Source organism: Caballeronia hypogeia, assembly GCF_001544875.2.
GTDB classification, from domain to species: domain Bacteria; phylum Pseudomonadota; class Gammaproteobacteria; order Burkholderiales; family Burkholderiaceae; genus Caballeronia; species Caballeronia hypogeia.
This window is the reverse complement of sequence record NZ_FCOA02000001.1, coordinates 173,630-197,143: the sequence shown is the minus strand read 5'-3', so window position 1 is coordinate 197,143 and position 23,514 is coordinate 173,630. Positions and strand designations below refer to the sequence as shown.

Genomic DNA, 23,514 nt, shown 5'->3' with positions numbered 1-23,514 from the left:
TCAGCAAAGCAGAAACGGCGCTTCTGAAAGGAAGCGCCGTTTTTTTATTCGATTCCGAGTTCCGATTCCACCGCCGCCGTTGATCGAATTTCGTCGACTTTGAGCGCCGAGCCGACGCACGCCTTCGCCAGCGGTTCCGCCGCTTTCTTCGCCACTGCCTCCGGCACCGGAATGTTCACCGTGCGCGCGAGATCGCCGCACTGGAACATGGCGAGGTCGCCGGGAGCGAAGCGCGTCCAGGTTTCGTTGTCGGTGAGAGGAGACGTGGCGATCACCGCGACGCGGTCTTCGGGCGTCGTGTACTTGGCGAAATCGATCGACATGTCCGCGTCGATAAGATGTGCCGTCGAGAACGGCCAGCTGCGCACCAGATAGTACAAATGTGTCGAGCAGTGCGAGAACAACGCCTGCCCGTTCGACATCAGGAAATTGAAGACGCCGTATTGCGTGATGTCGCGCGTGAGCACGGCGAGCGCATCGAAGAGCTCGTCGAGCGGCGGCTGCGAGCACGGAAACGCACGGCGCAGGCCTTGCAGCAGCGTGCAGAACGCGAGCTCGCTGTCGGTCGTGCCGACCGGCTGATACACGCCGGTCAGTTCGGGCGCGTGACCTTTCAGATCGCCGTTGTGCGCGAAGATCCAGTGCCGGCCCCACAGCTCGCGCATGAACGGATGGCAGTTCTCCAGCAGGATATGTCCCTGCGTCGCCTTGCGGATATGCGCGATGGTGTTCTTCGACTTGATCGGATAGCGCTTCACCATGTCCGCGAGCGGCGAACTGGCGGACGATTGATGGTCGATGAAGAGCCGGCACGCCTTGTCTTCGAAAAAGGCGATGCCCCAGCCGTCGGCATGGTGATCCGTGACTCCGCCGCGCGCCGCAAACCCGGTGAACGAGAAAGTCACGTCGGTCGGTTCAGCGCAGTTCATTCCGAGGAGTTGGCACATGATGCGGGCGGCTTATGGCGTTTGGCCAGGTTGTTACAATACGTCCGACTAGCATATCACCGAGGCAAATTCGAAAAAATCGAACGGCGTCGCGCGCGAGCAGGCGTTGTCAATTTTCAACGGCGATTTTTGCCTGTTCTTGATAGGGGTTTGCGCGATGCCGTGGTCCTGCGCATCGCGCCGCAGAACGCCTGCGTCATTCCAACGTTTTCGTTTCCACATTCGCCATGTCCGCTAATTCCTCCTCGCTCAACTCGCTCACGATCGCGCGTCCCGACGACTGGCACCTGCACGTGCGCGACGGCGCGACGCTCGCCGCCGTCCTGCCGCACACGGCGCGCCAGTTCGCCCGCGCGATCATCATGCCGAACCTGAAGCCGCCGGTTACGACGACGGAGATGGCGTCGGCGTACCGCGACCGAATTCTCGCGGCGCTGCCCGCAGGTTCACGCTTCGAGCCGCTGATGACGCTCTATCTGACCGACAACACGCCGCCCGACGAAATCCGCCGCGCGAAGGAGAGCGGCTTCGTGCACGGCGTGAAGCTGTATCCGGCGGGCGCGACGACGAATTCGGACGCGGGCGTGACGGATCTGCTCGGCAAATGCGCCAAAACGCTCGAAGCGATGCAGGAAGTCGGCATGCCTTTGCTGACTCACGGCGAAGTGACGGATGGAGACATCGACGTGTTCGATCGCGAGAAGGTGTTCATCGACCGGGTGATGACGCCGCTGCGCCGCGATTTTCCGGCGCTGAAGGTCGTGTTCGAGCACATCACGACGAAGGACGCGGCCGATTACGTGCGCGAGGCGGAAGGCGCGATCGGTGCAACGATCACCGCGCATCATCTGCTTTACAACCGCAACATCATGCTGGTCGGCGGCATGCGCCCGCATTATTACTGCCTGCCGGTGCTGAAGCGCGAGACGCATCGCGTGGCGCTGGTCGAAGCGGCGACCTCGGGCAATTCGCGCTTCTTCCTCGGCACGGACAGCGCGCCGCATCCGAAGGGTCTGAAGGAACACGCGTGCGGCTGCGCGGGCTGCTACACGGCGTTGCATGCGCTGGAGTTGTACGCCGAAGCGTTCGACAAGGCCGGCGCGCTCGACAAGCTCGAAGGTTTCGCGAGCTTCCACGGCGCGGACTTCTACGGCTTGCCCCGCAGCGCGGAAAAAGTCACGCTCGAACGCGGATCGTGGACGCTTCCGGCCGAATTCACCGCCGGCGACTCGACCATCGTGCCGTTGCGCGGTGGCGAGTCGATCAACTGGCGTTTCACGGACGCTCAATAAATCCGCAGACGTGAGCGCGGGTTTCGCCGATATCGATTGGACGCGTCCCTGGCTCGCGCCGGTCGAGCCGCGCGGCCGGCGCTGGCAGGCGGCCGCGCTGGCCGGCTACGCAGATTATCTCGAAGCGCTCAACGAAGATGCAGCGCGAGCCGCGCTCACGACGGGACGCGGCGAGGCGCTCGCGTTCATCGCACAGGAAGGACTGCCGGCGGGCGCTTCCTACGAAGGTCACATCGCGCTGACCGGGCGCGTGCCGACGCGCCACAATCTCCACGATTTTTTTAACGGCCTGATGTGGTTCGCGTATCCGCGCATCAAGGCCGCGCTCAACGCGCGCCACGCGGCGCAGATCGACGCGCTCGGCATCGGTCCGACGCGCGGCGGCGTGCGCGACGCGCTCACGCTCTTCGATGAAAACGCGGTGCTGTTCGCCTGCGCCGACGCGACGCTCGCCGATGCGCTGCGCGGCTTCGGCTGGCGCGCGCTGTTCGTCGACGAACGCGCGGCGTGGGGCGCTCGCTGCGAGGCGCGCATGTTCGGGCACGCGTTGCTGGAAAAGCTGGTCGCGCCGTACAAGGCGTGTACGGGGCACGCATGGATCGTCGACGTTCCCGCAGCGTATTTCACCTCCGACGACGCGGCCCGCCGCGCGATGATCGACGAAGCGGTGTCGGCGCGAATCATCGCCGGGCCGCTCGACAGCCGCGCCTTCGCGCCGCTGCCCGTGCTGGGTGTGCCGGGCTGGTGGGACGCGAACGCATCGGCGGATTTCTACGACGATGTTTCCGTATTCCGGCCGGGGCGCCGATCCCGCTGATGTTAAAATCGCCAGTTGCAAAGCGGGCCAGGCAATCGCGGCTTCGGCGTTTCGGCGCAGAGGGCGAGGAAAGTCCGGACTCCACAGGGCAGGGTGATGGCTAACGGCCATCCGTGGCGACACGCGGAACAGGGCAACAGAAAGCAAACCGCCGATGGCTTCGGGCGCGAGTCCGAAGATCAGGTAAGGGTGAAACGGTGCGGTAAGAGCGCACCGCGGACGTCGCGAGACGTTCCGGCACGGTAACCTCCACCCGGAGCAATTCCAAATAGGCAGGCGCGCATCCTCGCGATGCAGGACGGGGCCCCCGTTCGTCTGCGGGTAGGAAGCTTGAGCGCGTCAGCAATGGCGCGTCTAGAGGAATGATTGCCACGCGCGTTCGGCTTCGGCCGCGCGCGCGCACAGAATCCGGCTTATCGGCCCGCTTTGTCGTCGTTCAAAAGAGAAGAGCCGGCGTCTTGTGACGTCGGCTCTTTTCGTTTTCTCCGCGCGGATCGCGAATCAGGCTTCGACGATATCGAACGAATGCGTCAGCTCCGCCGACTTCGCGAGCATGATCGACGCCGAGCAGTATTTGTCATGCGACAGGTTGATCGCGCGCTCGACCGTCGCCGGATTCAGGTTCTTGCCCGTCACCGTGAAGTGAAAGTGGATCTTCGTGAAGACCTTCGGGTCTTCGCTCGCGCGATCCGCCTTCAGTGTGACCGAGCAATCCCGGATTTCCTGACGGCTCTTCTTCAGGATCATCACGACGTCATACGCGGTGCAGCCGCCGGTTCCGAGCAGCACCATTTCCATGGGGCGCGGTGCGAGATTGCGGCCGCCGCCTTCTGGCGCGCCGTCCATGTTGACGAGGTGGCCGCTTCCCGTTTCGGCGGCGAAGGCCATGCCGTCTTGTCCCATCCAGCTAACTTTGCATTCCATGCCGTGGCTCCAGCTGCTCAAGCTTCGTTACAGATTCTTCATTGTAGCGGTTCACGGAGTTTCGCTCGGACGCTGCTTACGAACATCTACCAGTTGACGAAGCGAAATTCGATGAGCCGAATTTGACGGTGATGAGGAAATTTGCAACTGAAGACACCCTCTAGCAGACTGGGCCGATACGTGACGAGCTTGAAATTCATGCAAGCTATTGAATTTAATGAATTAAATTTTAGTTCTCTCGTCGTTTGGAAATTTCAAATTATGAAATTCACTTTCACCATGCAAATCTTCTTGCCTTGCAGCATGGTCGTGCCTATACTCGTCTCTGTCTCCTCCACCTCCTCCTTGGTGGATTAAGCCCGAGCCCAAATCGCTCGGGTTTTTTTTCGTCCCTGCGCCGAGGAAACCCAAGACAAACCAAACCTTTGACGCGGCGACGGAATTCCCTTTATAATTCAAAGTTCTCTTCGCCCTACGCCCGCGGAGAGAAGCTTGTGAGAGCCTGCACGCGCCGTGGAAGTGACGCGAGCGCACTTATATAAGCAGGGCCGAGCAAGGCAGTTCCAAGGGCAAATCAATTTTTTGGATCGATCATGAAGACGTTTTCCGCAAAAGCCGAAGAGGTTTCGCGCGAATGGTACGTGATTGACGCGACGGATAAAGTCCTCGGCCGTGTCGCCAGCGAAGTGGCACGCCGTCTTCGCGGCAAGCACAAGCCTGAGTTCACTCCGCACGTCGACACCGGTGATTTCATCATCGTCGTCAATGCCGGCAAGCTGAAGGTCACCGGCAACAAGACCACGGACAAGAAGTACTATCGTCACTCGGGTTACCCGGGCGGCATCTACGAAACGACGTTCGGCAAGATGCAAGAGCGCTTCCCGGGCCGCGCGCTCGAGAAGGCTGTCAAGGGCATGCTTCCGAAGGGTCCGCTCGGCTACGCGATGATCAAGAAGCTGAAGGTCTACGCCGAAGCTACGCATCCGCACTCGGCACAACAGCCGAAGTCGCTCGAGATCTAAGGGGAGCCCACATGATCGGTAACTGGAACTACGGTACGGGTCGCCGCAAAAGCGCGGTCGCTCGTGTCTTCATCAAGTCGGGCAAGGGCGAGATCGTCGTCAACGGCAAGCCCATCGCCGACTACTTCTCGCGCGAAACGTCGCTGATGATCGTGCGTCAGCCGCTGGAACTCACGAACCACGGCACCACGTTCGACATCAAGGTCAACGTGTCGGGCGGCGGTGAAACGGGTCAGGCAGGCGCGGTTCGTCACGGCATCACCCGTGCGCTGATGGACTACGACGCAACGCTCAAGTCGCAACTGTCGAACGCAGGCTTCGTCACCCGCGACGCGCGTGAAGTGGAACGTAAGAAGGTCGGTTTCCACAAGGCACGCCGCCGGAAGCAGTTCTCGAAGCGTTAAGCGTTTCGGAGGTTCGACAGACGTGTTCTGGCGAATCCGCTGCGAAAGCCGCCCGCACTCAGGTGCCGGCGGCTTTTTAGTTTTGGCGCAGGCAGACTGAAAGATGTCGAATTTGCATATAGCCCATTGATTCCATGGACATTCGGCACGATATTGAGATCAGCCCTACAATAGCGGTAAGAAGCTTAATTGGAGATTTCGAATGAGCGCTGTCAGCGACACCCCCACGACCGAAATGCCGATGCCGTTCGTCTTCACCGACGCGGCTGCGGACAAGGTCAAGCAATTGATCGACGAAGAAGGCAATCCGGATCTGAAGCTGCGCGTGTTCGTGCAGGGCGGCGGATGCTCGGGCTTCCAGTACGGTTTCACGTTCGATGAAGAGATCAACGAAGACGACACCGTGTTGGACAAGGCGGGCGTGCAACTGCTCGTCGACTCCATGAGCTATCAGTACCTCGTCGGCGCGGAGATCGACTACAAGGACGACATCAACGGCGCCCAGTTCGTCATCAAGAATCCGAACGCCACGACCACCTGTGGCTGCGGTTCGTCTTTCTCGGTTTAAGCGCGCGCTTCTGGCGTCGTGAGAAAACGGAGCCTTCGGGGCTCCGTTTTTCGTTCAGTGCGGGTAAATCGCGCCCAGCACGCGCTCGCCCGCCGCGCCCGTCACCGCGGGCAGATTGCCCGGCTCGCGCGCGACGCAGCGCATCGCGAGCCACGCAAACGCCAGCGCCTCGACCTGCTGCGGGGGCACCCCGAGCGCTTCGGTCGTCATGACGGGCGCGCCCGCGACGCCGTTGTCCTCGAGCGCACGCTGCATCATCTCCATCAGCACCGGGTTGCGCGCGCCGCCGCCGCAGACGTACACCGAGCGCGCGTCCGATGCGTGGCGTGCGATCTCGCGGGCGACGGTCGTGGCGGTCAATGCTGTCAAAGTCGCCTGCACGTCGGCGGGGGCGAGATTTGCGAGAGCCGAGAGCTTCGCATCCATCCACGCAGGGTTGAACAGGTCGCGTCCCGTGCTTTTCGGCGGCGCGAGGTCGAAGAACGGCTCATCGAGCAGGGCGTTCAATAGCGGCTGGTCGATCCGGCCTTGCGCGGCGAACTGTCCGCCGTCGTCATACGCGCGCTGCGTGTGACGCAATGCCCATTCGTCGATCAGCGCGTTCGCCGGGCCGCAATCGAAGCCGCGCACCTCGCCGCTCGCCGCGAGAATCGTGATGTTGCTGATGCCGCCCAGATTGCACACGACGCGCGTCTCGTTCTTCGCGCCGAACACTGTGGCATGGAAGGCGGGCACGAGCGGCGCGCCCTGGCCTCCGGCGGCGACGTCGCGGCTGCGGAAATCGGCGACCACGTCGATGCTGGTCATTTCCGCGAGCATCGCGGGATTGTTGATCTGCCGCGTGAAGCCCTTTTCCGGCCGATGCCGCACCGTCTGCCCATGCACGCCGATGGCGCGCACCTTCGACGCCGAATAGCCGCTCATGCTCTGCAATTCGTGGCAGCACACGGCGTAGCGCGTGGCGAGCGCATTGGCGGCGAGGCACTCGCGTTCGATCTCGTTCTCGCCGGGCGCTTGGAGGGCGAAGAGCGCGTCGCGCAAACCTTTCGAAAACGATACGTGCGCCTCGCCGAGCACGACCGGCGCTTGGCCGGTGGTGAATTGCACCGCGACGCCGTCCACGCCGTCCATGCTGGTGCCGGACATCAAACCGAAGTAGACGCCGTCCGCTTTTCCCGTTTCGATTGCTTCGGTTTTCCTGGGCACGCTGCTCTCCTCTTCGATGCGCTCTGGCCGGGTTTGCTCGTTCAGCGGCGATTATCCGCGCAAAGGATTGAATCGTTAAGCTCCCTCCGAACGCGTCGGGATTGCGCGGCGTGTGCAGGCGCGACAAAACGCGCGCGTCATCGCGTAAAATCCTGAGCCTGAACAAGCAATTGCGCGCGATTTCGTGATTTTTCGCGCACGCCGCCGATCTGGCGCGGCATTCCCGCCAGCCACGCCGGCGCACAGCGTCGGCACGACTGCAGGTCGCCCCCATCGAACCCTTTGACTTCACAAGCCGCGAGCATGACCACTGACTCCAACGATTCTTCCGCGCCCGCCGCGCAAAGCTTTCCGATCACCGAAGACGTGAAGAGCGCGCTCGCCATCGCGAAGCGCGGCTGCGACGAACTGCTGATCGAAGACGAATTCGCGCAGAAGCTCGCCAGGAGCGCCGCCACGGGCAAGCCGCTGCGCATCAAGCTCGGTCTCGATCCCACCGCGCCGGACATTCACATCGGCCATACGGTCGTGCTGAACAAGATGCGCCAGTTGCAGGATCTCGGCCATCACGTGATCTTCCTGATCGGCGATTTCACCTCGCTGATCGGCGACCCGTCCGGCCGCAATGCGACGCGCCCGCCGCTCACGCGCGAGCAGATCGAGATGAACGCGAAGACCTATTTCGAACAGGCGTCGCTCGTGCTCGATCGCGAAAAGACCGAAATCCGCTACAACAGCGAATGGTCGATGCCGCTCGGCGCCGACGGCATGATCAAGCTCGCGTCGCGCTACACGGTCGCGCGCATTCTGGAGCGCGAGGACTTCACCAAGCGCTTCCAGGGCGGCGTGCCGATTTCGATCCACGAATTCCTGTATCCGCTGATGCAGGGCTACGACTCGGTCGCGCTGAATTCGGACCTGGAACTGGGCGGCACGGATCAGAAGTTCAATCTGCTCGTCGGCCGTGAATTGCAGAAGCAGTACGGCCAGGAGCAGCAGTGCATTCTGACGATGCCGCTGCTCGAAGGGCTGGATGGCGTCGACAAGATGTCGAAGTCGAAGAACAACTACGTCGGCATCAGCGAGAAGCCGACCGACATGTTCGGCAAGCTGATGAGCATTTCCGACGTGCTGATGTGGCGTTACTTCGAGCTGCTGTCGTTCCGTCCGATGAGCGAGGTCGAACACTACAGGCGCGAGGCCGAAGGCGGCCGCAATCCGCGCGACTTCAAGGTGATGCTCGCGCAGGAGATCGTCGCGCGCTTCCACTCGCAGGCGGACGCCGAGCGCGCGCTCGACGATTTCAACCATCGCGCGAAGGGCGGCGTGCCGGACGACATTCCGTCGGTGACGCTCGCGGGCGCGCCGCTTGCGATCGGGCAGTTGCTCAAGCAGGCGGGGCTCGTGCCGTCGACGAGCGAGGCACTGCGCAACATCGAGCAGGGCGGCGTGAAGATCGACGGCGTGACGGTCTCGGACAAGGGCCTGAAGGTCGACGCGGGTGAGTTCGTCATTCAAGTCGGCAAGCGCCGCTTTGCGCGCGTGACGCTGACGGCATGATCGCGCTGATCCAGCGTGTGAAACGCGCCGACGTGCGCGTGGGCGAACGCGTGACCGGCGCGATCGACGCAGGCCTGCTCGCGCTGGTCTGCGCCGAGCGCGGCGACAACGAGGCCGCCGCGGACAAATTGCTCGCGAAAATGCTCGCCTACCGCGTGTTCGGCGACGCCGCGGGCAAGATGAACCTCTCCGTCTCGAACATGGACGGCGCGGGGCGCGCGGGCGGCGTGCTGCTGGTCTCGCAATTCACGCTCGCGGCGGATACCTCGAGCGGACTGCGCCCGAGCTTCACGCCCGCCGCGCCGCCGGACGAAGGCAAGCGGCTCTTCGATTACTTCGTCGGCCAGGCGCGCGCGAAGCATCCGGTCGTCGAAACGGGCGAGTTCGGCGCGGAGATGCAGGTGTCGCTCGTCAACGACGGCCCGGTCACGTTCTGGCTGCAAGTGCGGCCCTGATCCTCGATTCCAGAATGCCTATGACGACGCAAGTTCTGTTCATCCGACACGGCGAAACCGAGTGGAACGCCATCAAGCGCATCCAGGGGCATATCGACATTCCCTTGTCCGCGCACGGTTTTCTGCAGGCCCAGCAACTTGGTGCGCGGCTTGCGCGCGAAGGGCGCATCGATGCGGCGTATTCGAGCGACCTGCAACGCGCACAGCAAACGGCGCAACCTTTCGCCGACGCGCTCGGGCTCGAAGTGCGTCTTTCGGAAGGCCTGCGCGAGCGCTTTTACGGCGCGTTCCAGGGGCACGACAGCGACGAGATCAACGACAAGTTTCCCGCCGAATACATCGAATGGCAGACGCGCGACCCAGGGTTCGCGCCGCCCGGCGACGGTGAATCGCAGCGCGTGTTCTATCACCGCGTCGTGCATGCGATGGAGCCGCTCGTGGCCGCGCATGCGGGTGGGCGCATCGCGGTCGTGGCGCACGGCGGCGTGCTCGATTGCATCTATCGATTCGCGACGAAACTTTCGCTGCACGAGCCGCGCAACTGGCCGCTGCTCAATTGCAGCGTCAACGTGGTGGACTACGAGAACGGCGGCGCAAAGGTGATTGCGTGGGGCGATATCGCCCATTTGTCGACGGACACCGCCGACGACGACTTCCGCAAGCGCGCATGACCGTTAACCTTTGTTCGCGTCCCAGAGATCGCGGATCGGACCACCGTCCGGCGCCGTGATGCCGAAGTGGCGATAGGTGAGCATCGTCGCGACGCGACCGCGCGGCGTGCGTTGCAGAAAGCCTTGCTGGATCAGATACGGCTCCAGCACGTCCTCTATGGTGTCGCGCTCCTCGCCGATCGCCGCCGCGAGATTGTCCACACCGACCGGCCCGCCGTCGAACTTGTGGAGAATCGCTTCGAGCAGCTTGCGGTCCATCAGGTCGAAACCGACGGGATCGACGTCGAGCATTTTCAGCGCTTTGTCGGCGACATCGGCGGTGATCATGCCGTCCGCCTTCACTTCGGCATAATCGCGCACCCGCCGCAGCAAGCGATTCGCGATACGCGGCGTGCCACGCGAGCGCTTCGCGATTTCCAGCGCGCCCTCGTTCACGATATCCGCCTTCAATAGCGACGCCGAGCGCGCCACGATGCGCGCCAGTTCGCTCGCGTTGTAAAACTCCAGCCGCGACACGATGCCGAAACGGTCGCGCAGCGGATTGGTCAGCATACCCGCGCGCGTGGTCGCGCCGACCAGCGTGAACGGCTGCAGATCCAGCTTCACGCTGCGCGCGGCCGGACCTTCGCCGATCATGATGTCGATCTGATAATCCTCGAGCGCCGGATACAGGATTTCCTCGACGACCGGAGAAAGCCGGTGAATCTCGTCGATGAACAGTACGTCGTTCGCTTCGAGGTTGGTGAGCAGCGCGGCGAGGTCGCCCGCGCGCTCCAGCACCGGCCCCGACGTCTGCCGCAGATTCACGCCCATCTCCCGCGCGATGATATGCGCGAGCGTCGTCTTGCCGAGACCCGGCGGTCCGAACAGCAGCACGTGATCGAGCGCTTCCGAACGGCGCTTGGCCGCTTCGATGAAGATTTCGAGTTGGCCGCGCGCCTTTTCCTGCCCGATGTATTCATCGAGCTTGTGCGGACGCAGCGCGCGCTCGAACGCTTCTTCGTTCGACGAGACGGGTTTGGCCGAGATGACGCGTTCGGCGGCGAGTTTGTCGGTTTCGATCATTTTTCGATTGTACAGCGAGCTTTTCAGCGGCGAAGCTGGCCGAATGGCCTAGTGCGTCACGCTTTCGACAGCGCTTTCAATGCCAGCTTGATGCCTTCCGAGACGCCCGTTCCGGCCGGCACGTTCTTGATCGCGGCGAGCGCTTCCTTCTCCGAATAGCCGAGCGCGAGCAGCGCGTTGAGAATGTCCGACGCGTGATCGGACTGCGAGGCCGCGCTCGCCATTGCGCCGAGATCCGCACCGAGCTTGCCCTTCAATTCGAGCAGCAGCCGTTCCGCCGTCTTCTTGCCGATGCCCGGCACGCGCGTGAGACGCGCGGCGTCCTGCGTCGTGACGGTCTGCGAGAGCTCATGCACGCTCATGCCCGACAGCACGGCCAGCGCCATGCGCGCGCCGATGCCGCTGATCTTCAGCAGCTCGCGGAACGTCGAACGCTCCTGCGTGGTGAGAAAGCCGTAGAGCAGATGCGCGTCCTCGCGCACGATCAACTGCGTGAGCAGCACGACCTTATCACCGGTGTTCGGCAGGTTGTAGAACGTGCTCATCGGCACGTCGATTTCGTAACCTACGCCGTTGCAGTCAACGAGCAAATGCGGCGGATTTTTTTCCAGCAGAACGCCGGCGATGCGACCGATCATGTGTTTTGAATGCTCTAGAAATTAGCCGATAAGCCGACCACGCCGCACACGCAAGCCTTTCTTCGCCAGCCCCGGCGCGATGCCGCCCAGCGTCGCCAGCCCTGTGCCGCCGTGCGCGTGACAGATGGCCATGCCGAGCGCGTCGGCGGCGTCGGTGCTCGGCACGCCGGAGAGACTCAACAGACGCACGACCATCTGCTGCATCTGTTCCTTGGTCGCGCGTCCATAGCCGACGACGGCCTGCTTCAGTTGCAGCGCGGTGTATTCGGCCACCGGCACGCCGCTCGCGACGAGCCCGCAAATCGCCGCGCCGCGCGCCTGTCCGAGCAGCAGCGTGGACTGTGGATTGACGTTGACGAAGACCTTTTCGATCGCCGCCTGATCCGGATTGTGCTGCGCGATGAGTGTCGAGATGCCGCTGAAAATCGTGTTAAGCCGCGAAGGCAGATCGGCCTCGGCCGTCTTGATGACGCCGCTCGTCACGTAATTGAGCGTGTGCCCGTGCTTCTCGATGATGCCGAAGCCGGTCACGCGCAAGCCGGGGTCGATGCCTAGGATTCTCATTCGTTCGCGTTGTGCGAGGTCCAAATCAAAATGGCCTGTTTGCGCCATTGGAAGCGCAAACAGGCCAATCTTAATTGAATCGCCCGAAATTAATGACGGAAATGGCGCGTGCCGGTGAAGATCATCGCGACACTGTGTTCGTCTGCGGCCGCGATCACTTCGTCGTCGCGCATGGAGCCGCCCGGCTGGATCACGCAGGTCGCGCCCGCGTTCACGACCACATCGAGACCGTCGCGGAACGGGAAGAACGCATCCGACGCCACCGCCGAGCCGTTCAGCGTCAGACCGGCGTTCTGCGCCTTGATGCCCGCGATGCGCGCCGAATCCACGCGGCTCATCTGGCCCGCGCCGACGCCGAGCGTCATGCCGCCGCTGCAGAACACGATCGCGTTCGACTTCACGTACTTCGCCACGCGCCACGCGAACATCAGATCGTCCATTTCCTTCGGCGTCGGATGGCGCCTGGTCACGACGCGCAGTTCGTGCGGCTGCACGTTCTTCGCATCGAGCGATTGCACCAGCAGGCCGCCGCCGACGCGCTTCAGGTCGAACTTGTTGTGACCGTCGCCGAGCGCGATCTGCAGCAGGCGCACGTTCTGCTTCGCCGCGAACACGGCGCGCGCGGCTTCGCTGAACGAAGGCGCGATCAGCACTTCGACAAACTGCTTCGCGACTGCCTGCGCCGCCGCTTCATCGACTTCGCGATTGAAGGCGATGATGCCGCCGAACGCGGAAGTCGGGTCGGTCTGGAACGCCTTCGCGTACGCTTCCGCCGCGTTCGCGCCAACCGCGACGCCGCACGGGTTCGCGTGCTTGATGATGACGCAGGCGGGCGCGTCGAACGTCTTCACGCATTCCCACGCGGCGTCCGAATCGGCGATGTTGTTGTACGACAGCTCCTTGCCCTGCAACTGCTCGTAGTTGGCGAGCGCGCCGGCCGGCACGGACAGGTCGCGATAGAACGCCGCGCTCTGATGCGGATTCTCGCCGTAGCGCAGGTCCTGAACCTTGTCGAACGCGAGATTGAACGTGGCCGGATACGTGTTGCGATCCGAATGCTGGAGCGCATCGGTCAGGCTCGTCAGATAGTTCGTGATCGCGCCGTCGTACTGAGCGGTATGCGCGAAGACCTTGGTCGCGAGACGGAAGTTCGTCTTGTAGCCGACGGAATTGCCGTTTGCGCGCATTTCATCGAGCACGGCCGAGTAATCCGCCGGATCGACCACGACCGTCACATCGCGATGATTCTTCGCCGCCGAGCGCAGCATGGTCGGCCCGCCGATATCGATGTTCTCGATCGCGTCTTCCAGCGAGCACTCTTCCTTCGACACCGTCTGCACGAACGGGTACAGGTTCACCACCAGCAGATCGATGGTCGGAATGTCGTGCTTCTCCAGCGCGTCCATATGCTCGGGCAGGTCGCGGCGCGCGAGAATGCCGCCGTGAACCTTCGGATGCAGCGTCTTCACGCGCCCGTCGAGCATTTCCGGGAAGCCGGTGTAGTCGGCGACTTCCGTCACGGGCAGGCCCGCGTCGGCGAGCAGTTTCGCCGTGCCGCCTGTGGAGAGGAGCTTGACGCCGAGTTCCGACAGCGATTTCGCGAAATCGACGATGCCGGATTTATCGGAGACGGAGAGGAGCGCTTGCTTGATCATGATGAACACTGAAACCGAAAAGGGAAACCAGGCCGGACCAAGGCGCGCGCCTCAGTCCGATGAATCAAATCAATCCGTGCTGCTGAAGCTTCTTGCGCAACGTGTTGCGGTTGATGCCGAGATACTCGGCCGCGAGAGATTGGTTACCGCCCGCCTGCTCGAGCACCACTTCGAGCAGAGGTTTTTCCACGCATGAAATCACCATGTCGTAGACGTCGTGCGGGTTGGAGCCGTCCAGGTCCTGAAAATAGTTGTCGAGGCTCTGGCGGACGCATTGTTCGATGTTATGTCTGCTCATGCGGCAATCAGTCGGTCTGTCGTGTTGTTGAGCCCGCCGCCACACGATTCTTCTTCGGCTGCGTCGTCGGCGTCGCCGGACTCGTCCACATAGACGAGACGGTCGGACAACGCCTTTTGTGCGTCGAAGAATTCGTTGACAGCGAGCAATTGTTCTTTGGTCGTGTCCAGCGTATTCATCCGGTGCCGGAAGGTGTTGGCGCCGGAAAGGCCGCGAGTGTACCAGCCGATATGCTTGCGCGCAGTCCGAACGCCGGTGAATTCCCCATAAAAGGCGTAGTGATCTTCGAGGTGCTCGTTCATCACCTGCTGGATCTCGTCGATGCGCGGCGGCAGCAGGCGCTCGCCGGTCTTCAGGAAATGTTCGATCTCGCGGAACAGCCACGGGCGGCCTTGCGCGGCGCGGCCGATCATGATGGCGTCGGCGTTAGTCGCGGCGAGCACGTCGCGCGCTTTTTCGGGCGTGGTGATGTCGCCGTTCGCGACCACCGGAATGCCGATCGACGCCTTCACCGCCGCGATGGTTTCGTACTCCGCGTCGCCCTTGTACAGATCGGCGCGCGTGCGGCCGTGCACGGTGAGCATGGAAATGCCCGCTTCCTGCGCGATGCGCGCGATGGTAATCGCGTTCTTGTTCTCGCGATTCCACCCCGTGCGAATCTTGAGCGTGACGGGCACGGCGTCCGGCCCGACACCGACCGCCTGCACCACCGCTTCCACGATGCGCGCGACGAGCGGTTCGTTCTGCAGCAGCGCCGACCCCGCCGCGACGTTGCACACCTTCTTGGCCGGGCATCCCATATTGATGTCGATGATCTGCGCGCCGTTGGCGACGTTGTGACGCGCGGCTTCGGCGAGCATCTGCGGGTCGGCGCCGGCGATCTGCACCGAGATCGGCTCGACCTCGCCCGCGTGGTTGGCGCGGCGCATGGTCTTCTCGCTTTTCCACAGTTGCGCGTTCGACGCGACCATCTCCGATACCGCGTAGCCCGCGCCCATGCGTTTGCAAAGCTGGCGGAACGGGCGGTCGGTGACGCCTGCCATCGGAGCGACGAACAGGTTATTGCGTAGAACGTGTGAACCGATGGTGGGCATGAAGGCTAAAGGATCCGCGTTCCCGAAAGCCGGCCGAAGCCGCGTGAAGGCGGATGCAACATTTCTGAAGGGGAAACACTTATTTTAACGCGAAGCGCGTGCTGAAATTAAGAGCAATCGCGTGCAAGTCTTTAAATCTTCAATGAAAGCACGTGCGTTCATAGAGGATAAGTCCCTTGACTTAACGCAGACGATTGCCCTTTTGCCGTCTCGGATCAGCGTCGCTGGCCGAACATCATCTGGCGGGCGAGCGCCGTTTTCAGCGGCGGAAGGAACTCGAGCGCGGTCAGCGCCAGGCCGCGCATGGCCGCGAGCGGCGGGAAGTCGACCGTGAAAATACGCGCGAGCGTGTCCGTCGCGCCGATGGTCAGACGCCGGTCGAGCGCGCGGCGCTGTGCGAAGCGGGCGAGCGCAAGGGGGCGCGGGCCGTCGGCGGAGAGCGCGTCGGTGAGCGCGAACGCGTCGCGCAGGCCGAGATTCAGGCCCTGACCCGCCACCGGATGCAGGGTTTGGGCGGCATTGCCGATGGCCACCGTGCGGCGGTCGACGAGCACGTCGAGCGCGGTCAAGCCGAGCGGAAACGCAGCGCGCCCCGCGATGCGGGTGAAACGGCCCATGCGAGTGCCGAAAGCGGCGCCGAGTTCGGCGAGGAACGTGTCGTCGTCGAGTTCCATGCGGCGTGCCGCTTCATCCGGCGAGCAGCACCAGACCAGCGAATAGTCGGCATGACGCTGGCCGCCGCACGGCAAGAGCGCGATCGGACCTTCGTTCGTGAAGCGCTCCCACGCGACGTTCGCGCGCGGGTCTGACACGCTCACCGTGCCGACGATGGCCGTCTGGCCGTAGTCGCGCGCGCGACGCTCGCCGGGCGTGCTCACCTCCGTCTTCTGATAGAGCCCGCCTTCCGCGTTGACGAGCACCTTCACGCGGATCGCGCGCTCGCCACTGGCGGATTGCAGCGGCAGCGTGACGCCGTCGTGGTCTTGCAGCGGCGCGAGGGCGGCGGTGTCGGTGAGCCAGTCCACGTTGGCCGATCGCACCGCCGCCGCGAGCGCACCGACGAGCGAGCCGTAACGCACCACGTAGCCCAGTTCGGGCAACTCGTGCTCGTCGTGCTCGATCAGCGTGCGGCCGAAATGACCCCGCTGCGATACGTGAATACGCCGGATCGGCGTGACGTCGCCCGGAAAGCCGAGTGGCTGGAGCATGACGCGGCTGCCGTGCGACAGGGCGAGCGCGCGCGGATCGTTCACGGCGGCTTCGGGCGTGCGCGCGTCGATCAGGGCGATGGAAAGCCGCGAAGTCGCGCTGCGCCGCGCGAGCCAGCCCGCCAGCGCCAGCCCGACCGGCCCCGCGCCAACAATGGCGATGTCGTAGTCGAAATGCGTTTCCTGCGCGTCGGTCGTGGCGTTCATTGCTTCAGTCATTCGATTCGCGCATCAGCGCCTCGATCTCGTCGGCCAAAACCGGCACTTCGCGCGTGAGGAGCTCGCAGCCGTTTTGCGTGACGACCGCGTCGTCCTCGATGCGGATGCCGATGTTCCAGTACTTTTCCGGCACATTCTCGGCAGGGCGCACGTAAAGACCCGGCTCGACCGTGAGCGCCATGCCGGGCACGAGCATGCGCCAGGGAAGCGCGCCTTGCTCGTCGAGCGGGCCGTCCGCCTCGCGGTACTCGCCTGCGTCGTGCACGTCCATGCCGATCCAGTGTCCCGTGCGATGCATGTAGAACGGCGCATAGGCGCGCTGCGCGAGGACGTCGTCGACGCCGCCGCTCTTCGATTTGTCGAGCACGCCCGTGTCGAGCAGGCCCTGCGACAGCACCTTGAGCGCGGCCTGATGTGGCGCGTCGAAGGTGACGCCGGGGCGCGTTGCATCGACTGCGGCGGCCTGCGCGGCGAGCACGACGTCATACAGCTCGCGCTGCGCCGGCGTGAAGCGCCCGCTCGCGGGATACGTGCGCGTGATGTCCGACGCGTAGCCGTCGAGCTCGCACGCGGCGTCGATGAGGACCAGGTCGCCTTCGCGCGCAATCGCGTTGCCCGCCGGATAGTGCAGCACGCACGCGTTCGCGCCCGCCGCGACGATCGAGCCATATGCCGGCGCCTGCGCGCCTTGACGGCGGAACGTGTACAGCAGCTCGGCTTCGATTTCGTATTCGCGCATGCCGGGACGCGTTGCGCGCATGGCGCGGCGGTGCGCCTCGGCGGAAATCGATGCCGCGCGGCGCATGATCGCGATCTCGTGCTCGTCTTTCACGAGGCGCATTTCGTCGAGTATCGGCAGCAGATGCTCGGCCTTCGCGGGTGCGCGCACGCCGGTGCGGCCCTGCGCGCGCACGGCGGCGAGCCATTCGCGCACCTGCGCATCCAGTTCCGCCGACGTGCCGAGCGCGTAGTGCAGCGCGGGTTTGTCGGCGATCAGGCGCGGCATTTCCTCGCCGAGCGCGCCGATGGGCAACGCGGCATCGAGGCCGAAAGCGTCGCGGGCGGCTTCCGGACCGAAGCGGAACCCTTCCCACGTTTCGCGCTCCGCGTTCTTCTCGCGGCAAAAGAGGATCGACGCGGCCTCGCCCGGCTTCGCGCTCGCGTTCAAAACGAGCGTCGCCTCGGGTTCGTTGAAGCCCGTCAGGTAATAGAAGTAGCTGTCGTGACGGAAAGGGTAGTCCGTGTCGCGATTGCGCATGACTTCCGGCGCGGTCTGCACGATGGCGACGCCGCCGCCCCGCGCACGCAGCGCGGCGAGCACGCGCTCGCGACGCGTGCGGTAAATATCGACGGCAATGGGACTGGCGAGTTCGGTCGGTGAGTTCATGGGCCGATTGTAGCGCCGGCTTCACGACCACGGCATTCGGCCGTTCGGCCTATTGCGCCGGCGCGTGCACGTGAAGCATGCTTACTCGCCGGCGGGACGATTGCGCACGCTGCCTGCGATCAGGTCGAAGCGGAACAGCCGGCATTCGAGCGCACCGTTGAACAGCGGCGTCTTGGTCGATTCGCGCAGGCGCAGGAGGCCCGGCAGCTTGCGGTCGGAGGTGAGCACGTAGGCCCGCCAGCCCGGAAAGCGCTGCTTGAGCGCGTTGCCGAAGGAAACGAAGAATTCGTTGTCGGCCGGATCGGGTTGCGCGCGGGCGAAGGCGTCGTCGTCCTCGCGGCGGGAGCGCGGCGTTTCGCGGATTTCGCCGCGCGGGCCGCGGCCGCGCACTTCGATACGCTCGCCGTACGGCGGATTGGCGATCAGAATCCCGCCCGCTTCGGTCGGCGGCACCATGTTGCGGGCGTCGACCTGCTTGAGCGACAGATCGGTGACGCCGGCGCGGCTCAGGTTCGCGCGGGCCTTTTCGAGCATGTCTCCGGAAATGTCGCTGCCGAAAATGTTCAGTTCGGCCTGCGATGCGCGCGCTGCGCGGCGCTGCTCCGTCGCGGCCTGTCTGAGCTTTTGCCACATGCCCGGATGGAACGGCTTGAGCTTTTCGAAGCCGAAGCGCCGTTCGCTGCCCGGCGCGATGCGCAGCGCGGTTTGCGCCGCTTCCGCGAGGAAGGTGCCGCTGCCGCACATCGGATCGAAGAGCGGGGTGCCGGGCGTCCAGCCGGTCAGGCGCAGAATGCCGGCCGCGAGATTTTCGCGCAGCGGCGCCGCGCCCTTGTCCAGGCGCCAGCCGCGCTTGAACAGCGGTTCGCCCGAGGTGTCGAGATAGAGCGTGCACTCGTTCATCGTGAGGAACGCGAACACGCGCACGTCGGGCTGCGCCGTGTCGATGCTCGGGCGCGCGCCTGCCACGTCGCGCAGACGGTCGCAGACGGCGTCCTTCACGCGCAGCGTGGTGAATTCGAGGCTTTTTACCGGCGATTTGATCGCGGTAAGGTCGACGCGCATGGTCTGGCTGGGCGTGAACCATTGCTCCCAGCGCTGGCGATGCGTCAGTTCGTAGATGTCGTGTTCGTTGCGATACGGGCCTTGCGCGACTTTCAGAAGCACGCGGCTGGCAATGCGCGAATGCAGATTCGCCGCCATGCCCGCGACCCAGCCGCCCCGAAAGTGCACGCCGCCGGGTACCTGCGCGCCGACGATCAGGCTGCCGCCGCCCGAAAGCGGCGCGTCGGCCACGTGCCGTTCCCCGATCTCCGCCAACTCGGCGGCAAGCGGTGCTTCGAGACCGCGCGGGCAGGGGACAAACCAGTCGAAGAGGGGGGAGGACATTAGGCGTATGCGGAGCGTGTAAAGGCATCATTCTACGCAATCAGTGCGCCAGCACCGCTTGCCGGCGATATCCGCGCATGGCCATGCTCGATCCATCGACTGCGGTTACGCGCGCCGGGTGGCGTGGCGTTCGGTTACCGAATGACTGTACCTGGCGCAATGAATTGCGTTACAACCACAGACGAAATGCAGGTGCCGTTGAATATGACGTTCAGGCTCGGCAGCGTCTTGAGCTGTCCCGGGGAAAAGGGGCCGGTCACGACCAGTTGCGCGATGATGTGGTGCTCGTACGCTTGAGGCGTGCTGTTCAAAGGGAAGCTGCTGACGGACGGGGCTGGTTTCTCATCGCCGTTCCAACCGTCCGTGACGAGGAAGCGTATGCCGACGCCCGGAAGATTGGTCTGGTAGGCATTGCGCACGCTGGGTGCGGGCGTGCCATTGACCGATACGATCTTCGTGATGTCGCAAATCCCTCCGTCCGTGCTGATGTCCGGTTCATAGTTCGTTTCCGCGAGCAGCGTGCCGATCACGACGTCCTTTGGCACGACGATGTTGGCCGGAAACGAAATTGGCTTTAGAGAGCGGTCCTGATAGGGAAATTCGATTTTAGACGCGCTGGCATTGAACGACGCGGTCGCTGCGAGTAGCAAAACGCCGACGCACGATGCGCGCCGCAGACGTTTGACCGTCTTGATTCGAGCGGTGGAGACGAGGTTGAACGTGGACATGTAGGATCGATCGCCTGAGAAACGCGGCGTTCGAGATTCGACGCCGTCGGGAATTGCAACGTCGTGGCACGGTGCTTCCAGCGCGCCGCGAACGATTGCAGATTTTCCCGCTATCTTGCCCAAGCAAAGCGGTGTCCGATAACTGTGCTCGTGTCAATTTTGTTTGCGCGCATGCGGCTGGTTTGCGCATGCCACAAAAAAGCCGCTATCCGTCCCGGACGGATAGCGGCTTTTTGTTGAGTGCAGAGCCGTTGTAGCTACTCCACCGCCTTCATCATGTCCTCCACGACCTTCTTCGCATCTCCGAACACCATCATCGTCTTGTCCATATAGAACAGTTCGTTGTCGAGGCCGGCGTAACCTGCCGCCATCGAGCGCTTGTTCACGATGATGGTCCTTGCCTTGTACGCTTCCAGAATCGGCATGCCGGCAATCGGCGATTTCGGATCGGTCTTCGCGGCGGGGTTCACCACGTCGTTCGCGCCGAGCACCAGCACCACGTCCGTCTGGCCGAACTCGCTGTTGATGTCCTCCATTTCCTGCACCATCTCGTACGGCACTTCGGCTTCGGCCAGCAGCACGTTCATGTGGCCCGGCATGCGCCCCGCGACCGGGTGAATCGCGTAGCGCACATCGATGCCTTTCTCCACGAGCTTGTCCGTCAGCTCCTTCAGCGCATGCTGCGCGCGCGCCACGGCCAGACCGTAACCCGGCACGATCACCACGCTTTCGGCATTGCCGAGCATGAACGCGGCGTCATCGGCGGAACCGGATTTGACCGGACGCTGCTCCGTCGAGCCGCCCGCGACCGCGCCGCCCGCTTCGCCGCCGAAGCCGCCGAGAATCACGTTGAAGAACGACCGGTTCATCGCCTTGCACATGATGTACGACAGGATCGCGCCCGACGAACCCACCAGCGAACCCGCGATGATCAGCATCGGGTTGTTCAGCGAGAAGCCGATGCCCGCCGCCGCCCAGCCCGAGTACGAGTTCAGCATCGAGACGACCACCGGCATGTCCGCGCCGCCGATCGGAATGATGATCAGCACGCCCAGCGCGAACGCGATGATCGTCATGATGATGAACGGCAGCCACGATTCGGTGAGCATGAAGATCACGCCGAAGCCGACCATCGCGACGGCCAGCAGCAGGTTGATCAGATGCTGTCCCGAATAGGTGACCGGCGCGCCCTGAAACAGCCGGAACTTGTATTTGCCCGACAGCTTGCCGAACGCGATGACCGAACCCGAGAACGTGATCGCGCCGACGAACGTGCCGATGAACAACTCGACGCGATTGCCGTACGGAATCGGCTCGCCGAGCGGCGCGAGACCGAACGCGGCCGGCTCCGCGACCACGCCGTACGCGATACACACCGCCGCGAGACCGATCAGCGAGTGCATCGCCGCGACGAGCTCGGGCATCTTCGTCATCTCGACTTTCGCCGCGATGTACGCGCCCGCGCCGCCCCCGATGATCAGCGCGACGAACAGCAGCGACAGCCCGAGCGCGAGATTCGCCTCGAGATACGCCGCCTGTTTAACGATCAGCGCGAGCGTGGTGAGAATGGCGATCGCCATGCCCGCCATGCCGAACGTATTGCCGATACGCGCGGTCTTCGGGTTGGATAAGCCCTTCAGCGCCTGGATGAAGCACACCGAGGCGATGAGATACAGGAGAGTAACGACGTTCAGGCTCATTTACGCGCCCTCCTTGCTCGTGATCTTCCTGGGCTCTTTCTTCTTGAACATCTCGAGCATTCGCCGTGTGACGAGAAAGCCGCCGAACACGTTCACTGCCGCGAGCAGCACGGCGAGCGTGCCGAAGAACTTGCCCGCCGCGCCGACGGTCAGCCCGACCGCGAGCATCGCGCCGACGATCACGATCGCCGAAATCGCGTTGGTCACGGCCATCAAAGGCGTATGCAAGGCAGGTGTGACGTTCCACACCACGTGGTAGCCGACGTAAATGGCCAGCACGAAGATGATGAGGTTGATCACCGTGTGATTGATGACATCCATGTGCGTCTCCGTGTCGGCCTTAAGCGGCCGGGCGCGTGACTTGCCCGTCGCGGCACTGGAGCGTGGCCGCGACGATATCGTCAGCGAGGTCGATGTTGAGCGTGCCTTCCTTCGTCAGAATCAGCTTCAGGAAGTCCAGAAGATTGCGGGCGTAGAGCGCTGAGGCGTCGGCGCCGACCATCGAAGCGAGATTCGTATGGCCGACGATATGTACGCCATGCTTCATCACCACCGTATCGACTTCGGTGAGCGGGCAGTTGCCGCCTTTCTTGCCTTCGAACTCGGGACCGCGTCCGGCTGCCAGATCGACGATCACCGAGCCCGGCTTCATGTGCTTGACCGTTTCGACCGAGATCAGCGTGGGCGCGGGACGGCCTGGAATCAGCGCGGTCGAGATGACGATGTCGGCCGCCTTCGCACGCTCGTGCACCTGCGCCGCCTGCCGCGCGAGCCAGGAGGGCGGCATCGGGCGCGCGTAGCCGCCGACGCCTACCGCGGCTTCGCGTTCCTCATCGGTTTCGAAGGGCACGTCGACGAACTTCGCGCCGAGCGACTCGATCTGCTCCTTTACGGCCGGACGCACGTCGGATGCTTCGACGACCGCGCCCAGACGCTTGGCCGTCGCGATCGCCTGCAAGCCCGCGACGCCCGCGCCGAGCACCAGCACGCGCGCCGCTTTCACGGTGCCGGCGGCGGTCATCAGCATCGGCATGAAGCGCTGGTAGTACTGACAGGCCATCAGCACGGCCTTGTACCCGGCGATGTTCGCCTGCGACGAAAGCACGTCGAGACTTTGCGCGCGCGTCGTGCGCGGCGCGGCTTCGAGCGCGAACGCGGTCACGTTGGCGCTGGCTAGCCGCGCGGTGTTCTCGGTGTTGAAAGGATCGAGCATGCCGACGAGCACGGCGCCCGGTTTGAACATGACCAGTTCGCTTTCGCTCGGCGACTGGACCTTGAGGACGATCTCGGCGGAAAAGGCCGTGGCGGCATCGACGATATCCGCGCCCGCCTGAGCGAACGCATCGTCGATATAGCTTGCCGGCAAGCCCGCGCCGCTCTGGACAGAAACGCGATGTCCTTGCGTGACGAGCTTCTTGACCGTTTCGGGCGTGGCGGCGACGCGCGCCTCGTTCGCCCGCGTTTCGGCAGGCACTCCAATGTGCATCTTGTAATCCTCCTGTCTTTGTTGCCTTCGTCACCCGGGCAAGGATTAGGAAGGCTTAAGGCTGAGTTTTATTTCTAATGCTGGAACTGACGGCTATCGCAACTGTAACCGAAGAATGCGCACGCAAGAGTCCGATCCGGCACTCGTTCCGCGTTTACGACGATCGACGCCTGGCCCTTAGGCCGAGCGCGCGTGATCGTCGCCAGGACGGTAAAATATC

Annotated in this window: 25 protein-coding genes and 1 other RNA gene; 9 read left to right on the top strand and 17 right to left on the bottom strand. The window is 63.6% G+C overall.

Features of this window, described 5'->3' with window-relative positions; all coding sequences use genetic code 11:
* Positions 1–44: 44 nt before the first annotated feature.
* Positions 45–947 (bottom strand): class II glutamine amidotransferase, encoded by a 903-nt coding sequence (locus tag AWB79_RS00885; protein WP_074169314.1) that lies wholly within the window; start codon positions 945–947, stop codon positions 45–47.
* A gap of 48 nt (positions 948–995) precedes the next feature.
* Positions 996–1,169 carry a hypothetical protein gene (locus AWB79_RS39275; protein ID WP_157695674.1) on the bottom strand — a complete coding sequence of 58 codons (174 nt, stop codon included), beginning with the start codon at positions 1,167–1,169 and terminating at the stop codon, positions 996–998.
* Between the two features lie 5 nt (positions 1,170–1,174).
* Between AWB79_RS39275 and pyrC the strand changes: the two genes are divergently transcribed.
* From pyrC to rnpB, 3 genes are all read left to right on the top strand, one after another.
* Entirely contained in the window at positions 1,175–2,239 is a 1,065-nt protein-coding gene (gene pyrC / locus AWB79_RS00880; protein ID WP_061165491.1) for a dihydroorotase, read from the top strand.
* A 10-nt stretch (positions 2,240–2,249) separates the two neighbouring features.
* Positions 2,250–3,056: a DUF3025 domain-containing protein gene (locus AWB79_RS00875; RefSeq protein WP_061165490.1), complete on the top strand. Its 807-nt coding sequence runs from the start codon at positions 2,250–2,252 to the stop codon at positions 3,054–3,056.
* A 19-nt stretch (positions 3,057–3,075) separates the two neighbouring features.
* Positions 3,076–3,488, top strand: an RNA gene (rnpB, locus tag AWB79_RS00870) — RNase P RNA component class A.
* A gap of 69 nt (positions 3,489–3,557) precedes the next feature.
* Here rnpB and AWB79_RS00865 read toward each other — a convergent pair.
* The gene (locus AWB79_RS00865) at positions 3,558–3,980 is read right to left on the bottom strand and encodes an OsmC family protein (protein WP_061165489.1); all 423 of its coding nucleotides are present in this window, start codon (positions 3,978–3,980) and stop codon (positions 3,558–3,560) included.
* 593 nt (positions 3,981–4,573) lie between these two features.
* On the opposite strand from AWB79_RS00865, the gene rplM reads away from it, so the two are divergent.
* From rplM to erpA, 3 genes are all read left to right on the top strand, one after another.
* Positions 4,574–5,002, top strand: coding sequence for a 50S ribosomal protein L13 (gene rplM, locus AWB79_RS00855; protein ID WP_061165487.1), 429 nt, complete (start codon positions 4,574–4,576; stop codon positions 5,000–5,002).
* Between the two features lie 11 nt (positions 5,003–5,013).
* A complete protein-coding gene (gene rpsI / locus AWB79_RS00850) occupies positions 5,014–5,406 on the top strand; it encodes a 30S ribosomal protein S9 (protein ID WP_014190405.1) in 393 nt (130 codons plus the stop codon).
* A 202-nt stretch (positions 5,407–5,608) separates the two neighbouring features.
* Positions 5,609–5,974, top strand: coding sequence for an iron-sulfur cluster insertion protein ErpA (gene erpA, locus AWB79_RS00845; protein ID WP_061165486.1), 366 nt, complete (start codon positions 5,609–5,611; stop codon positions 5,972–5,974).
* A gap of 54 nt (positions 5,975–6,028) precedes the next feature.
* Here the strand turns inward: erpA and AWB79_RS00840 are convergent, their stop codons facing one another.
* Positions 6,029–7,159, bottom strand: a complete 1,131-nt coding sequence (locus AWB79_RS00840) for an anhydro-N-acetylmuramic acid kinase (RefSeq protein ID WP_096031497.1) — start codon at positions 7,157–7,159, stop codon at positions 6,029–6,031.
* Between the two features lie 324 nt (positions 7,160–7,483).
* Here AWB79_RS00840 and tyrS point away from each other — a divergent pair, with 324 nt between their 5' ends.
* The 3 genes from tyrS to AWB79_RS00825 are packed head-to-tail and all read left to right on the top strand — an operon-like array spanning position 7,484 to position 9,866.
* The gene (tyrS, locus tag AWB79_RS00835; protein WP_061165485.1) at positions 7,484–8,740 is read left to right on the top strand and encodes a tyrosine--tRNA ligase; all 1,257 of its coding nucleotides are present in this window, start codon (positions 7,484–7,486) and stop codon (positions 8,738–8,740) included.
* Positions 8,737–9,195 carry a D-aminoacyl-tRNA deacylase gene (gene dtd / locus AWB79_RS00830; protein ID WP_061165484.1) on the top strand — a complete coding sequence of 153 codons (459 nt, stop codon included), beginning with the start codon at positions 8,737–8,739 and terminating at the stop codon, positions 9,193–9,195. Before tyrS ends, dtd begins: the two co-directional genes overlap by 4 nt.
* A gap of 20 nt (positions 9,196–9,215) precedes the next feature.
* Complete coding sequence (locus AWB79_RS00825) at positions 9,216–9,866, top strand: histidine phosphatase family protein (protein ID WP_061165483.1); 651 nt, start codon at positions 9,216–9,218, stop codon at positions 9,864–9,866.
* A 3-nt stretch (positions 9,867–9,869) separates the two neighbouring features.
* On the opposite strand, the gene ruvB is transcribed toward AWB79_RS00825, so the two are convergent.
* The 13 genes from ruvB to AWB79_RS00760 form a co-directional block, all read right to left on the bottom strand.
* The gene (ruvB, locus tag AWB79_RS00820; protein WP_061165482.1) at positions 9,870–10,931 is read right to left on the bottom strand and encodes a Holliday junction branch migration DNA helicase RuvB; all 1,062 of its coding nucleotides are present in this window, start codon (positions 10,929–10,931) and stop codon (positions 9,870–9,872) included.
* A gap of 56 nt (positions 10,932–10,987) precedes the next feature.
* Positions 10,988–11,569 (bottom strand): Holliday junction branch migration protein RuvA, encoded by a 582-nt coding sequence (gene ruvA, locus AWB79_RS00815; protein ID WP_061165481.1) that lies wholly within the window; start codon positions 11,567–11,569, stop codon positions 10,988–10,990.
* A gap of 21 nt (positions 11,570–11,590) precedes the next feature.
* A complete protein-coding gene (ruvC, locus tag AWB79_RS00810) occupies positions 11,591–12,133 on the bottom strand; it encodes a crossover junction endodeoxyribonuclease RuvC (RefSeq protein ID WP_061165907.1) in 543 nt (180 codons plus the stop codon).
* A gap of 89 nt (positions 12,134–12,222) precedes the next feature.
* Positions 12,223–13,788: a bifunctional phosphoribosylaminoimidazolecarboxamide formyltransferase/IMP cyclohydrolase gene (gene purH, locus AWB79_RS00805; RefSeq protein WP_061165906.1), complete on the bottom strand. Its 1,566-nt coding sequence runs from the start codon at positions 13,786–13,788 to the stop codon at positions 12,223–12,225.
* 64 nt (positions 13,789–13,852) lie between these two features.
* Positions 13,853–14,086: a Fis family transcriptional regulator gene (locus AWB79_RS00800; protein ID WP_040052966.1), complete on the bottom strand. Its 234-nt coding sequence runs from the start codon at positions 14,084–14,086 to the stop codon at positions 13,853–13,855.
* Positions 14,083–15,180 carry a tRNA dihydrouridine synthase DusB gene (dusB, locus tag AWB79_RS00795; RefSeq protein WP_061165480.1) on the bottom strand — a complete coding sequence of 366 codons (1,098 nt, stop codon included), beginning with the start codon at positions 15,178–15,180 and terminating at the stop codon, positions 14,083–14,085. The genes AWB79_RS00800 and dusB overlap by 4 nt, the downstream gene beginning before the upstream one ends.
* A 215-nt stretch (positions 15,181–15,395) precedes the next feature.
* Positions 15,396–16,595 (bottom strand): UbiH/UbiF/VisC/COQ6 family ubiquinone biosynthesis hydroxylase, encoded by a 1,200-nt coding sequence (locus tag AWB79_RS00790; protein ID WP_232470780.1) that lies wholly within the window; start codon positions 16,593–16,595, stop codon positions 15,396–15,398.
* A 4-nt stretch (positions 16,596–16,599) separates the two neighbouring features.
* A complete protein-coding gene (locus AWB79_RS00785) occupies positions 16,600–17,994 on the bottom strand; it encodes an aminopeptidase P N-terminal domain-containing protein (RefSeq protein WP_061165478.1) in 1,395 nt (464 codons plus the stop codon).
* An 81-nt stretch (positions 17,995–18,075) separates the two neighbouring features.
* Positions 18,076–19,380, bottom strand: a complete 1,305-nt coding sequence (locus tag AWB79_RS00780) for a THUMP domain-containing class I SAM-dependent RNA methyltransferase (protein WP_061165477.1) — start codon at positions 19,378–19,380, stop codon at positions 18,076–18,078.
* 134 nt (positions 19,381–19,514) lie between these two features.
* Positions 19,515–20,108, bottom strand: a complete 594-nt coding sequence (locus AWB79_RS00775) for a hypothetical protein (protein WP_061165476.1) — start codon at positions 20,106–20,108, stop codon at positions 19,515–19,517.
* A 257-nt stretch (positions 20,109–20,365) separates the two neighbouring features.
* Positions 20,366–21,808: an NAD(P)(+) transhydrogenase (Re/Si-specific) subunit beta gene (locus AWB79_RS00770; protein ID WP_061165475.1), complete on the bottom strand. Its 1,443-nt coding sequence runs from the start codon at positions 21,806–21,808 to the stop codon at positions 20,366–20,368.
* Positions 21,809–22,129 carry an NAD(P) transhydrogenase subunit alpha part 2 gene (locus AWB79_RS00765; protein WP_061165474.1) on the bottom strand — a complete coding sequence of 107 codons (321 nt, stop codon included), beginning with the start codon at positions 22,127–22,129 and terminating at the stop codon, positions 21,809–21,811.
* A 19-nt stretch (positions 22,130–22,148) separates the two neighbouring features.
* Positions 22,149–23,294 (bottom strand): Re/Si-specific NAD(P)(+) transhydrogenase subunit alpha, encoded by a 1,146-nt coding sequence (locus tag AWB79_RS00760; protein ID WP_061165473.1) that lies wholly within the window; start codon positions 23,292–23,294, stop codon positions 22,149–22,151.
* Positions 23,295–23,514 lie beyond the last annotated feature (220 nt).

Excerpts from the sequence above, each read along its gene's own strand:
- AWB79_RS00885 (WP_074169314.1), bottom strand. The coding sequence starts at position 947 with ATGTGCCAACTCCTCGGAATGAACTGCGCTGAACCGACCGACGTGACT.
- AWB79_RS39275 (WP_157695674.1), bottom strand. The coding sequence starts at position 1,169 with ATGTGGAAACGAAAACGTTGGAATGACGCAGGCGTTCTGCGGCGCGAT.
- pyrC (WP_061165491.1), top strand. The coding sequence starts at position 1,175 with ATGTCCGCTAATTCCTCCTCGCTCAACTCGCTCACGATCGCGCGTCCC.
- AWB79_RS00865 (WP_061165489.1), bottom strand. The coding sequence starts at position 3,980 with ATGGAATGCAAAGTTAGCTGGATGGGACAAGACGGCATGGCCTTCGCC.
- rplM (WP_061165487.1), top strand. The coding sequence starts at position 4,574 with ATGAAGACGTTTTCCGCAAAAGCCGAAGAGGTTTCGCGCGAATGGTAC.
- rpsI (WP_014190405.1), top strand. The coding sequence starts at position 5,014 with ATGATCGGTAACTGGAACTACGGTACGGGTCGCCGCAAAAGCGCGGTC.
- erpA (WP_061165486.1), top strand. The coding sequence starts at position 5,609 with ATGAGCGCTGTCAGCGACACCCCCACGACCGAAATGCCGATGCCGTTC.
- tyrS (WP_061165485.1), top strand. The coding sequence starts at position 7,484 with ATGACCACTGACTCCAACGATTCTTCCGCGCCCGCCGCGCAAAGCTTT.
- dtd (WP_061165484.1), top strand. The coding sequence starts at position 8,737 with ATGATCGCGCTGATCCAGCGTGTGAAACGCGCCGACGTGCGCGTGGGC.
- AWB79_RS00825 (WP_061165483.1), top strand. The coding sequence starts at position 9,216 with ATGACGACGCAAGTTCTGTTCATCCGACACGGCGAAACCGAGTGGAAC.
- ruvB (WP_061165482.1), bottom strand. The coding sequence starts at position 10,931 with ATGATCGAAACCGACAAACTCGCCGCCGAACGCGTCATCTCGGCCAAA.
- ruvA (WP_061165481.1), bottom strand. The coding sequence starts at position 11,569 with ATGATCGGTCGCATCGCCGGCGTTCTGCTGGAAAAAAATCCGCCGCAT.
- ruvC (WP_061165907.1), bottom strand. The coding sequence starts at position 12,133 with ATGAGAATCCTAGGCATCGACCCCGGCTTGCGCGTGACCGGCTTCGGC.
- purH (WP_061165906.1), bottom strand. The coding sequence starts at position 13,788 with ATGATCAAGCAAGCGCTCCTCTCCGTCTCCGATAAATCCGGCATCGTC.
- AWB79_RS00800 (WP_040052966.1), bottom strand. The coding sequence starts at position 14,086 with ATGAGCAGACATAACATCGAACAATGCGTCCGCCAGAGCCTCGACAAC.
- dusB (WP_061165480.1), bottom strand. The coding sequence starts at position 15,180 with ATGCCCACCATCGGTTCACACGTTCTACGCAATAACCTGTTCGTCGCT.
- AWB79_RS00790 (WP_232470780.1), bottom strand. The coding sequence starts at position 16,595 with ATGAACGCCACGACCGACGCGCAGGAAACGCATTTCGACTACGACATC.
- AWB79_RS00785 (WP_061165478.1), bottom strand. The coding sequence starts at position 17,994 with ATGAACTCACCGACCGAACTCGCCAGTCCCATTGCCGTCGATATTTAC.
- AWB79_RS00780 (WP_061165477.1), bottom strand. The coding sequence starts at position 19,380 with ATGTCCTCCCCCCTCTTCGACTGGTTTGTCCCCTGCCCGCGCGGTCTC.
- AWB79_RS00775 (WP_061165476.1), bottom strand. The coding sequence starts at position 20,108 with ATGTCCACGTTCAACCTCGTCTCCACCGCTCGAATCAAGACGGTCAAA.
- AWB79_RS00770 (WP_061165475.1), bottom strand. The coding sequence starts at position 21,808 with ATGAGCCTGAACGTCGTTACTCTCCTGTATCTCATCGCCTCGGTGTGC.
- AWB79_RS00765 (WP_061165474.1), bottom strand. The coding sequence starts at position 22,129 with ATGGATGTCATCAATCACACGGTGATCAACCTCATCATCTTCGTGCTG.
- AWB79_RS00760 (WP_061165473.1), bottom strand. The coding sequence starts at position 23,294 with ATGCACATTGGAGTGCCTGCCGAAACGCGGGCGAACGAGGCGCGCGTC.